Raw genomic sequence first — 11108 nt, forward strand, 5'->3', positions numbered from 1 at the left:
CCTCGCGCGCCTGCCCGCTCGCCGCCGTCTCCACCGCGACCGGGTCGGGGCGCACCGGGTCCGTACGGAACGAGGTCCGCGGATCGACCGGGGCGGTCCCGTCGCCGGCTGCCGACGCCTCGGGGCCCGCCGCGGCTCCCCCGGCGGCCCCCGCTCCGGAGCTCCTGCGGGCGCCTGCGGGGCCCTCGGCTCGGGGCTGGTCGGACATGAGCGTCTCCTTCGTGCCGCCGCACGGCCTGCGGCGGGTGTGGTCCTGGTCGGGTGGGGGGTGGCGTACCTGCCGGTCTCGGTGTCCCGATCCGGTCAGGGGTCCGCCCGGTGGCGCGCACGGTCGTCGGTGCCCGACCGGGGTCGGTCCCCCGGCGGGCCGAGCGGCCCGGCCGCCGCGCGGTGCGCGTCCAGACGCAGCGGGTCCTCGCCGGGCCGGCCGGCCAACTCCCGGGCGAGTGCGGCGTGCAGGCGCTGTCGTTCGGGGGGCGTCATGGCGTCGCGGACCACCTCGCGGCTGAGCGGGGAGAAACGGTAACTGCCGCCGCCGGAGCCGGTGTCCGGCTCCCAGACCAGCAGTCCTTCGCGCAGTGCGGCATCGACGCGGTGCAGGACCGCCTCGGGCCGCAACTCGCACACCGCACTCAACAGAGGTATGTCCAGAACGAGTTCGTCCAGCGAGGCACAGTTCAGCATCGCACGCGCCGTCCCGTCCAGCCGCGCCAGCCTGGCCCGGACGACGCTCCGCACGGCGGCGGGGACCCGGGCGCTCGGTCCGGTGCGCCGGTCGGCGGGCAGCGCGAGCAGGTGGGAGAGGAGGAAGGGGTTCCCCCCGCTGCGGCGGTGCAGCTCCGCCGCGCGGTCGGCCTCGTGGGCGTCGCCCCGCAGCGCCAGCAGCTGGGCGACCTCCGCGGGCGACAGGGGCTCGGGCTCCACCCAGAGTGCCCCCTGGCGCGAGAGGTCGGCCAGCAGCCCGTCGACGGCCCCGGTCCGGCGGCCGTCGACCGCCACGGCGAACGCGAGCGGCAGCTGGGGCAGCAGACCGGCGAGCATCCGCAGCAGGCCGGCGAAGCTCTCCGCCGCGTCGTCGAGGTCGTCCACCAGGCACAGCAGCGGAGCATCACCCGCCCGGGTGGCCAGAGCGGTGAGCAGCGTGGTCAGGGTGTCGGGCTGCGAGGAGACGCGGGACACCCCGGCCCACCCGCGGGGCGCGCCGAGGAGTTGCTCCAGCAGTCGGGCCGCGGGGTCGAACCCCCCGCTGCCGTGCGCTCCCCCTCCGCCGCACCGCACGACGGTGAACCCCTGTGCTGTGGCCTCGCGTTCGGCCTCGGCCAGCAGGCGGGTGCGCCCGGAGCCGGGCGCACCGGAGACGATCGTCCACCGGGTCCGTCCGGTGGCGGCCGCCGCCACGGCCTCCCGCAGCGCCGCCAGCTCGTGTTCCCGCCCTACCAGGGGCAGTTCACCGGGGACCGCGGGGACGACCGGAGCGAAGGCGGGGCCGCCGGGCGGCAGCGGGTGACCGTCGGTCCGGCCGGTGGCGGCGGGCTCGTGCTCCGCCGGTTCGGGCTCCGCCCGGGCGGCCCCGTTCTCCGGCTGCGGTTCGGACGGCGCGTGCGCCGGACCGGTCGCTGCGGCCTGCACCGAACCGGACAGCTTCACCGGGCCGGTGGGTCCGACGGCGCCGGTGGCCGCCGGCTGCGCCGGTCCGAGGAGGTCATCGCTGTGCCGCAGGACGGCCGTGTGCAGTTCCTTCATCGCCGGGCTGGGTTCCAGGCCGAGCTCCTCGTCGAGCCTGCGGCGGAACCGCTCCAGGCACTGCAACGCCTCCACGGCCCGGCCGGCGCGGTACAGCGCACGCACCCGCAGCGCCCAGGACGCCTCCCGCAGCGGTGCGTCGGCCACCAGCCGCTCCGCGGCGACCAGCGCCTCTTCCACCTGCCCCGTGCGCAGCAGCAGGAACGCGCGCAGTTCGGCGGCGTCCTGCCGCAGCGAGACCAGCCGGGCCGCCTCCTCACGAGCGAAGTCGTAGTCGTCGAGGTCGGCCAACGGCCGGCCCCGCCAGAGGTCCAGAGCACCGTCGGCCGCGGCGCGGGCGCCGGTCAGATCGCCGCGGGTGATCGCCGACCTGCCGCGCGCGACGAGCGACTCGAAGCGGTGGAGGTCCAGTTCCTCGGGGGCGAACGTCAGCCGGTAGCCGGTGGGTTCGCTGACCAGCAGACCGCTGGTCCGGCCGGGCTGGTCGGGGTCCAGGACGGAGCGCAGCCGGCTGACGTGCGCCCGCACCGAGGACGCGGCGCCGGTCGGCGCGTCACCGCGCCACAGCGCGTCGCACAGCTCGCGGACCGGGACGGGCCGGGCGTCCGCCAGCAGCAGGCGGGCCAGCAGCGCGCGGCGCTGCCGCGGCCCGAGGTCGAGTTCGGTGCCGCCACGGTGGGCGCGCACGGGCCCCAGGAGCCCGTACCGCAAGTGCTCGCCAGCCACCCGTTCCCTCCCGGTCCGCAGTGTTGGGAAGCGTGGGGATGCGACCGGCCCCGGGGCGCCCACCGCCGCCGCGCTGGTCGCGGCGGGTTCTCCGCAGCCGGGGCGCCACCGGTCGGTGGGCGGGTCGGCCGTGGACGGCGAGCGCCTGCGGGGACGGCGGGGCGTCGTCGCCGCTCGTCGTTCCCCTCGGTCTCGTCGTGGCGCGGGCCGGCGATCGGCGCCCTCACGGCGCGTACCTCGGCGACCCCGCGCCGATGGCGCCCGTCCACGGTCGTCGGGCCGGGGCCACGCACAGACCATACGCTCCGCGCAGGCCGACCGGTTGACGGATCCTGCACAACAAGCAGCCCAACTTGTGTCACAGGGACCACATCTGGCCGGTTATCAACTGCGTTCATCCCACAGTCGGACCGAGTTCGGGCATGAACTGTCCAGACACGGACATCACTCCCGACACGCCGACTGCACGCCCGCTGGCCCTGGCACCACGACGGGCACACGGCGCACCGCGACGAGCCGCGCCACCGGCAGTGGCGCCGGACAAGCACCCGCGTCCCGCGCGCCGCGGAGCGGAGCACGCCGCGGTCCACCGAGGTCCGCGCCTCCACTGGACGTCCTCGTCCCGCTGCGCGAACACTGCCCGGGGCAAGGCTCGACGGTTCCCCACCACGCTGCTCCGCGTCCTGCCCGGCCCGTTCCGCCGCATCCCGCAGCATCCCGCCGGGCAGGACGCGACGGTTCGCCCCGGGCGGCGCGGGCGTGTCACCACGAGGCAGAGGGCCAGGCGCTGCCGGGCACGATGAGCCGGGTGCCCGGTGCCGGTTCCGACACCGCCGACCCGTGCTCTCCACGGCCTCCGGCACCGTGTCCGTCCGGATCTCACCCCCGAGTTCCCACCGGTCCGCAAGGATGGCTCCGTCGCGCCCCGGATCACCTTCCCGGTCTGTGCGGCGAGGACGTGACGCTCCACCAGATCGGCGCGCTCCGGGCCGACAAGGACCACCACGTCATCCGTGACATCCGCGGCCGGCTCCCCGCGTTCATGCCGCGGGAGCCCTCGGCCGGGGGACGAGCGCCGGACGTCGAAAGGACTCCTTCATGAGCACCACCATCGACCACTCGGCCGCCGCGTACGGCGGGATCGGGGTGGCCGAGCGGCTCGGCGAGATCCGCGCCGCTCACGGCCGGTTGCGGACCGCCGTCGCCGGACTCACCGAGCAGGAGGCCCGGGAGGCGATCCACCTTCCCGGCTGGACCCGCGCCCACGTCCTCATCCACCTCGCGGACCTGTCGCAGGCGTTCGCCCGCCAGGCCCGTTACGCCGTCAAGGGCGAGACCGTCGAGGTCTACGACGGCGGGCGCCCCACCCGCGACCGCCGCATCGAGGAACTCCACGGCCGGCCGCTGCCCTGGCTCCGCGACCAGGTCGAAGAGGGCCTGACCGCACTGGAGGACGCCTGGCAGCCGCTGGGCCCCGACGGGTGGGAACTCCCCTGCAGCTACCGGAACTCGCCGCTCTTCGCCACCCAACTCGCCTGGTGGCGCGAGACCGAGCTCCACGCCGTCGACCTCACCGTCGGCCACACCCCCGACGCGTGGAGCACCGCCCTCTCCTCCCACGTCGTCGCCTTTCTCACCGCCCGTCTCCCGCAGGGCACCACGCTCCACGCGCCGGACACCGACGAGAAGTGGGCCGCCGCCGAGGCCGCACGGCCCGGAGAGACCCCGGCCCGGGTGCACGGTTCGGTCCGCGCCCTCGCCGCCTGGCTCTCCGGCCGCCCCCACTCCACCCTCCCGACCACGGACGCCGACGCCCCGCTCCCCGAACTCCACGCCTGGCCCTGACACCGCGCTCCGGCGGGTCGACCGATCGGCCCGCCGGAGCACCACCCGGCCCCGCGGACCAGGCACCCTCACCGAAGATCAGGCGCCCCACCCACAACAGGCGTGCGCCCCGGCACCCCCGGCCGCCCGGGGAGCACGCCGGCGGGCCTGCGGCTGCACTCCGTCCGCGTCGCGCGTACGAGGCGGACGCGGCTGACAGCTGCGTCGCCTGGCGGATGCTGCTCGACGGGCCGGCGGTGCCGATGGACACGGCGGTCACCCGGCGGGGCGCTGTCCTCCCCCGGCTGCGGCCGTTCCTCGTGCCCGGCCTCGTCGGTGGCGCGCTGTCCGCACTCTCCGGTGGTCCGGTGCTCCGGGCGCGGGCGAGGGGCACCGATCGCGTCAATGGCGGCGCTTTCGTGAGCTCGGCGTGACAGCCGGGGCTGCGATCGCCTCGTTGCTCTTCGAGGAGCGGTCCGGTGGGTCGCTGATCAGCACAGCAGTACGGGCGGTCGCCGGGATCGCGTTCCTGGTAGGCGCCGCATGGGTCCCGTGCCTGCGTTGCCGTCGCGGCTGGGAGGAGGCGCCTCCGGTTGCGCCGTTCGTCGCGCGCCGGCCGACGCGGGGCTCCGGCTGTCCGGTCGGCAGCGCTTCGCCGGTCCGCGGCGGTGCACGGAGGGCGACGCGAGGCGGGGCCTCGGTGTTGGTCGGGCTCTTCCGCCCTCGGCCCGGGCGCCGGGGCTGCGGGCCGGTTTCCCGGCCCGCAGGCCGGGTGCGGGTCTGCGTCAGTTCGCGACGTACGGCTTGGCTTCGATGATCTTCACCTTGGCCACGCTGCCGTTGGGCATCTCGTACTCGGCGGCGTCACCGGCCTTCTTGCCGTTGACGGCCTGGCCGAGCGGTGACTGCGGGGAGTAGGTGTCGATGTCCTCGGAGGCGTACTCGCGGGAGGCCATCAGGAAGACGAGCGTGTCGTCCTCGTCGCCGTCGAAGGCGACCGTGACGACCATGCCGGGCTCGACCACGCCGTCGTCGGCGGGGGCGGCGCCGACCTGGGCGGTACGCAGCAGCTCCTCCAGCTGACGCACGCGGGCCTCCTGCTTGCCCTGCTCCTCCTTGGCCGCGTGGTAGCCGGCGTTCTCCTTGAGGTCGCCCTCCTCGCGTGCGGCCTCGATCTTGCGGGCGATCTCGGTGCGCGCCGGCCCCGTGAGCTGCTCCAGCTCCCCCTTGAGCTTGTCGTACGCCTCCTGGGTCAGCCAGATCACGTTGTCGCTGGTCTGGGTCACAGGTGCTCCTCGGGTTACGGGTGGGAATACAAACAAGGCCCGACCCGGCGACTCCTTGCCGTGCCGGGTGGGCGAAGAATCGATGATAGACCAAGCATCATCGAGTTGCGAGAGGATTACCCTCCGAGTTCAGGGGCAAACCAGCGGCGACCCCCACCGGCGCTGACCTGCTGTTTCCCCACGACACGGCGGCGGCGCCCGGTGACCGCCGGTGTCCGGGAGGGCTCGCCGGGGCAGGGCGCGGCGCGCCTGTGGTCACGCTCCGCAACGCCCCCGGCGCGTTCGGGACACCGGCAGAACGCGCTGCCGCGGTCGCCTGCGGCGTCAGTCGCCCGCGGTGCAGCTCAGCAGCTCGGCGCTGGTCGCGCGCTCCGTGGTGCGCAGCGTGTGCGCCCGGTGGACGGTGGTGCCCTCCGCCTCGAAGCGGAAGTCGACGCGACCGACCTCCAGGCCGTCCTCCGCCTGCGAGCGGACCGTGCACACGGCGGGGGTGCCGTCGGCCTTGCGGACCTGCAGGGTGACCTCGACCTCGGTGTCGGAGACCACGGTGAAGCCGGTCAGCTCGCCGGTGACGTCCTGCTTGCCGATGTAGGAGATGCCGGACCAGGCGATGAAGGCGAGAAAGAGCACACCGAGGACCGCCCCGACGATCATCAGGCCGCGGTCGCCGCTCCCCCGGCCCGCCGCGCCGTAACGCCCGGCCGGCGCAGCGGCGGGCACGGTCGGGGCGGGTGCCGCTCCCGGGGCGGGCGAGGCGGCGCCGTCCCCCTGTCGGGGAGCGGCGGGCTGGTCACCGGCGGTCGGCATGGCGGCGTTCCTCGTCCTCGCGTGCGATGGCGGTCGACGCCCGCGGGCTCCGCCCGGTCGGGTTCCGTCCGGGTGCCGGAGGGCGGGAATGGAGTGTCGGCGCCATCAGTCACTATAGAAGCCGATTGGTGGACCAAGATGACGAGGATCGTGCCTTGACCGAACAACTGCGGCTCATGGCCGTGCACGCGCACCCCGACGACGAGTCGAGCAAGGGCGCGGCCACCATGGCCAAGTACGTGGCCGAGGGCGCCGATGTGCTCGTCGTCACCTGCACGGGCGGCGAGCGCGGCTCGGTGCTCAACCCCAAGCTCCAGGGCGACCCGGAGATCGAGAAGAACATCCACGAGGTCCGCACGCGGGAGATGGACCGCGCCCGGGAGATCCTCGGGGTGCGCCAGGAGTGGTTGGGGTTCGTGGACTCGGGCCTGCCGGAGGGCGACCCGCTGCCGCCGCTGCCCGAGGGCTGCTTCGCACTGCAGGATGTCGACGAGGCGGCGGAGCCGCTGGTGCGGCTGATCCGCTCGTTCCGCCCGCAGGTGATCACCACCTACGACGAGAACGGCGGGTACCCGCACCCGGACCACATCATGACCCACCGCATCTCGATGGTGGCGTTCGAGGCGGCGGGCGACGCGCAGCGCTACCCGGACGCGGGCGAGCCCTGGCAGCCGTCGAAGCTCTACTACAACCAGGGCTTCAACCGGCCGCGCACGGTCGCGCTGCACGAGGCGCTGCTGGAGCGCGGCCTGGAGTCGCCGTACGGCGAGTGGCTGGAGCGGTGGGAGCAGATCAGCCGCACGGAGCGCGAGCTGACGACGTTCGTGCCGTGCGGTGAGCACTTCGAGACGCGCGACCGGGCGCTGCTGGCGCACGCCACCCAGATCGACCCCGACGGCGGCTGGTTCCGCGTGCCGCTCGCACTGCAGCGGGAGGTGTGGCCGACCGAGGAGTACGAGCTCGCCAAGAGCGTGGTGGAGACCACCCTCCCCGAGTCGGACCTGTTCGCCGGCGTCCGGGACAATGGCTGACATGACTGACCTGATCCCCCTCGCCCGGGAGCTGGACGAGTTCACCGTGACGCCGGGTGCCCTCGGCTTCGTGGTGTTCGCCGCCCTCGGTCTGGCCGTGTGGATGCTGCTGCGGTCGATGACCAAGCAGCTCAACCGGATCGACATCAAGGAGCCGCAGGACACCTCCTCGTCCTCCTGACGGACGGGGGTGCCCCGCACCGCCGTCACCCGCTCGCCGGGGACCGCGTCCGCTCACCCGACGCCGAGCACGTCCGCCGCGGCACGGCGCGGCACCATGCCGAGCCGCCACGCCGACCAACCGCCGTCGTCGAGCCCCTGGCCGCGGCCGAGCATCAGCGAGTAGCTGTGCACCGCGAGGGTGAGCTGCGGGTCCCGCCAGGGGCCGTCCTCCTCGCGGAGCAGCGCCTCGATCTCCTCGCGGGCGGCGGCCTCACCGACCTCCGCGCCGCCGGGTGACGCCAGCGGGAGCAGCGTGCCGCGCAGGAAGCGCGCCCACTCCGCGCCGCGCACGTCCGGCCGGTCCTCGCCGTAGCCGCCGCTGAAGAGGGCCAGCGCCTCGTCGGCCAGTTCCAGTGCCCGGTCCGGGCGCCCGTTGCCCGCGTCGATCACCGCGAGTTCCAGTCCCGTCCATCCCTGGCCGTGCCGGACACCGGCGCGCTCGTAGTCGCGGCGGGCCGCGGCGAGCAGCTGCCGCGCGAAGCCGCTGTTGTGGAGCGACCCGGTGCGTTCCGCCCGCTGGTCGCGGGTGACGCGCGCCTCGTGGTGCCGCGCGCAGGCGACTCCGTACCGGTCGGGCATCCGGTTGAACATCGTGCGGGCCCGCTCCAGGCTCCGCGAGGCGGTGGTGAGGTTGCCGGCGTCCTCCTGTGCCTGGCCGAGGTGGAACAGGGTCCACGCCTCGCCCCGGGTGTCGCCGTTCTCGCGGTGCTGGGCGAGCGCGGCCCGCAGCTGGTCCTCGCCGGCGGCGGGGTCGCCGGCCAGGACGCGGACGGTGCCGAGCTGGGTGAGTGCCCACGCCTGGCCGCGGACGTCACGGGAGCGCTCGTAGAGCTCCTGGGAGGCGCGCAGTTCGGTCTCGGCCTCCGTCACGGCACCGCGCCGCATGGCGGTCTGGCCGAGGTGGAGGCGGGCCCACGCCTCGCCGTGGACGGAGCCGCTGGCGCGGTGGAGCTCCAGCGACTCCGCGAGGAGCTCCGCGGCGGTCCCCAGCCGTCCGCGCTCGCGTTCCACTGCGCCGAGCGCGTGGAGGGTCCAGGCGCGGTCGCCGGGGAGGGTGTCGCGGGGTTGCAGGTCGAGGGCCTCGGTGAGTTTGGCGATGGCCTCGGCGAGATGCCCCTGGTGCTGGAGGGTGATGCCGAGGTCGCGCAGCGCCCGGGCGGCGCCGGCCTGGTTGCGGGCCTCCTGGTACAGGTTGACGACGCGGGAGAGGGTGGTGTGGGCCTTGTCGAGTTCACCGAGCTGCCGCTCGGCGACACCGGTCCGCCAGGTGACGGAGCGGGTGAGCAGCCCCTGGTTGACGGACTGGGCGAGTTCGTTCAGCTCGCCCAGCCGGTAGAGGTCGCCGCGCAGCAGGCAGTAGTCGGCGAGCGCGCCGAGCAGGTGCTGGACCGCCTCGGGGTCGACGCCCTCGTCGGCGTGGCGGAGGGTGGCGGTGATGAAGTCGCTCTCGTCGTCGAGCCAGCGGAGCGCGGCGCTGACGGAGCTGAAGCCGTGGCCGCCCGCGGCCGCGGGGAGCAGGTCGGCGCGGGTGGAGGTGTTGCCGTCGACGAGCCGGATGACGGTGTCGGCGAGTTCGGCGTAGCTGCGGATGAGGCGTTCCTGGGCGGCGGCGCGCTCGGGCGCGGACTCCTCCGCCGCGAGGCGGGCACGGGCGAAGCGGCGCACGAGGTCGTGGAGGCGGAACCGGTCGCCGCGGACGGTGCGGATCAGTCCGGCCTCGGCGAGGTCCCGGAGGTGGCCGGCGGCCTCCTTCTGGGGTCGGTCGAGCAGCGCGGCGGCGGCACGGGGGCCGAGGCTGGCCCGGCCGGCGAGGGCGAGACGGCGCAGCAGCCGGCGGACGTCCTCGCTCTGCTCGGCGTAGCGGGCGTTCAGGACGCGGGCGGCCTCGCTGCCCGCGGTGTCGCCCAGGAGCGTGTCGCCGGTGTCGACGTCGGTGCCCCCGGCGTCGGTGCCCCCGGACGCGGCGTCGGTGCCGCCGGGGGCGGAGGGGTCCGCGGCGGGGTCCGCCGTGTCGAGGACGGCGGCGAGCTGGGCGGGGGTGCGGGTGGCGAGCCCGGGCCCGGCCATGCGCAGCAGCAGCGGGCGGTGGGCGCAGACCTCGGCGAGGCGGGCCCAGGAGGGGTCCTCGTCGGGCGGTAGGGGGATGTCGCCGGCGGTCTCGTGGAGCGTGGTCCGCAGCAGTTCCACGGCGGCCGGGGTGTCGAGGGGGCCGACGGGGAGGTGGTGGACGGAGGCGGGGGCGTCGGCGAGGTCGAGGGGTTCGGTGGCGGTGACCAGCACGAGCGAGCTGGAGCGCTCGGGCAGGAGGGTACGGACCTGCGCCGGGTCGGTGGCGTCGTCGAGGATGATCACGACGGGGAGTCCGGTGAGGTGGCTGCGGTACCGCTCGACGAGCCGGCCGAGCTGCGCCTCGCCGTCGGCGCCGCGGGCGGGACCCTCGCGGAAGAGCAGCTGGTCCTGCGGGGCGCCCAGTCGGCTCATGATGTGCAGGAGGGCGTCGCGGGTGGAGATCTCGTCGACGCTGTGGCCGCGGAGGTCGGCGAGGCAGGCACCGCGGAAGAGGGACCGCAGTTCGTGGGCGGCCCAGCGGGCGAGCATCGTGCGGCCGGAGCCGGGCGGCCCGTGGAGCACGACGACCGTCGGGCGGGTCTCGGTACGGGCGCGGTCGCGGTTCACCCACTGGGTGAGGTCGGCGAGTTGGTCGCGTCGGCCGAGGAAGGGCTTCCCCCGGTCCGGGAGTTGGTCGAAGGAGCGGCCCAGCACGGCGCGGGTGCGGGCGGCGTCGCCGCGGTTGGCCCGGCGGCCGGTGGTGCGCTGAGCCGGCAGCTGGGTGGTGGGGACGCCGCCGCGGCTCCGCGCGGCCAGGGCGCGCTGCTGCTCCAGCCAGGGGCGGATGCCGCGGACCTCGACGGCGGTGAGCCAGGCGAGGCGGAGCTGCTCGACGCCGCCGGGCTGGTTGCGGCTCCCGGCGAGGGACTCGGCCGTCCAGAGGTGGGCGACGACGGCCTGGAGGACGAAGCCGCCGACGGCGGCGGCCGCCACCACCGCGGCGATCAGCGTGGCGTCGGCCGCGGTGTCGGTGGCGGCGACCGCCAGCAGGGCGGCCAGGGCGGCGGCGAGGGTGGTGGTGACCAGCCCGCCGACGGCGGCGGCGTCGAACCGCTCCCGGAGGCGGCGCGGCGCGCTGTCGCGCTCGGCGCGGCGGTAGTGCTCCCACTCCTCGGCCGCGGGGTGGAGCAGGTGGTCGAGCGAGCTGCGGGCGCGTTGCAGCAGGGCGCCGCTGTCGGCGCTGCCCTGGGAGCGTCGTACCTCGGCCTCGACCGAACGGGCGAGCAGCTGCTCGACCTCCGCCCGGTGACGGTTCTCCAGCTCGGAGAGCACTGCCATCCGCCTGCCTCCCACCGTTGGTGCCGCCGGCCGCGGAGGCCGTGCGGGGACGTCTGTCCGGCCCGGGCGCGCCCGGGCCGGG

8 protein-coding genes and 1 pseudogene are annotated in these 11108 nt (G+C 75.4%); 4 read left to right on the plus strand and 5 right to left on the minus strand.

Features of this window, described 5'->3' with window-relative positions; all coding sequences use genetic code 11:
- Positions 1-208: pseudogene (locus tag HCN52_RS16615) on the minus strand (hypothetical protein); the annotation flags it as partial.
- 95 nt (positions 209-303) lie between these two features.
- Positions 304-2469, minus strand: a complete 2166-nt coding sequence (locus tag HCN52_RS16620; RefSeq protein ID WP_312876734.1) for an ATP-binding protein — start codon at positions 2467-2469, stop codon at positions 304-306.
- 958 nt (positions 2470-3427) lie between these two features.
- Between HCN52_RS16620 and HCN52_RS16625 the strand changes: the two genes are divergently transcribed.
- On the plus strand, positions 3428-3571 hold the full coding sequence (locus HCN52_RS16625) for a hypothetical protein (protein WP_168089242.1): 144 nt from the start codon (positions 3428-3430) through the stop codon (positions 3569-3571).
- Positions 3568-4314 (plus strand): maleylpyruvate isomerase family mycothiol-dependent enzyme, encoded by a 747-nt coding sequence (locus tag HCN52_RS16630; RefSeq protein WP_168089243.1) that lies wholly within the window; start codon positions 3568-3570, stop codon positions 4312-4314. The genes HCN52_RS16625 and HCN52_RS16630 overlap by 4 nt, the downstream gene beginning before the upstream one ends.
- Positions 4315-5078: 764 nt before the next feature.
- On the opposite strand, the gene greA is transcribed toward HCN52_RS16630, so the two are convergent.
- Positions 5079-5579, minus strand: coding sequence for a transcription elongation factor GreA (gene greA, locus HCN52_RS16635; protein WP_168089244.1), 501 nt, complete (start codon positions 5577-5579; stop codon positions 5079-5081).
- A gap of 324 nt (positions 5580-5903) precedes the next feature.
- Positions 5904-6386, minus strand: coding sequence for a DUF4307 domain-containing protein (locus HCN52_RS16640; protein ID WP_168089245.1), 483 nt, complete (start codon positions 6384-6386; stop codon positions 5904-5906).
- 155 nt (positions 6387-6541) lie between these two features.
- Here HCN52_RS16640 and mca point away from each other — a divergent pair, with 155 nt between their 5' ends.
- Positions 6542-7417 (plus strand): mycothiol conjugate amidase Mca, encoded by an 876-nt coding sequence (gene mca, locus HCN52_RS16645; protein WP_168089246.1) that lies wholly within the window; start codon positions 6542-6544, stop codon positions 7415-7417.
- Between the two features lies 1 nt (position 7418).
- Positions 7419-7598 carry a hypothetical protein gene (locus HCN52_RS16650; protein ID WP_245175212.1) on the plus strand — a complete coding sequence of 60 codons (180 nt, stop codon included), beginning with the start codon at positions 7419-7421 and terminating at the stop codon, positions 7596-7598.
- Between the two features lie 53 nt (positions 7599-7651).
- Here HCN52_RS16650 and HCN52_RS16655 read toward each other — a convergent pair whose 3' ends face one another.
- Positions 7652-11026 (minus strand): tetratricopeptide repeat protein, encoded by a 3375-nt coding sequence (locus HCN52_RS16655; RefSeq protein ID WP_168089248.1) that lies wholly within the window; start codon positions 11024-11026, stop codon positions 7652-7654.
- Positions 11027-11108: the final 82 nt, after the last annotated feature.

The sequence above is a fragment of the Streptomyces bohaiensis genome (assembly GCF_012033785.1).
GTDB classification, from domain to species: domain Bacteria; phylum Actinomycetota; class Actinomycetes; order Streptomycetales; family Streptomycetaceae; genus Streptomyces; species Streptomyces bohaiensis.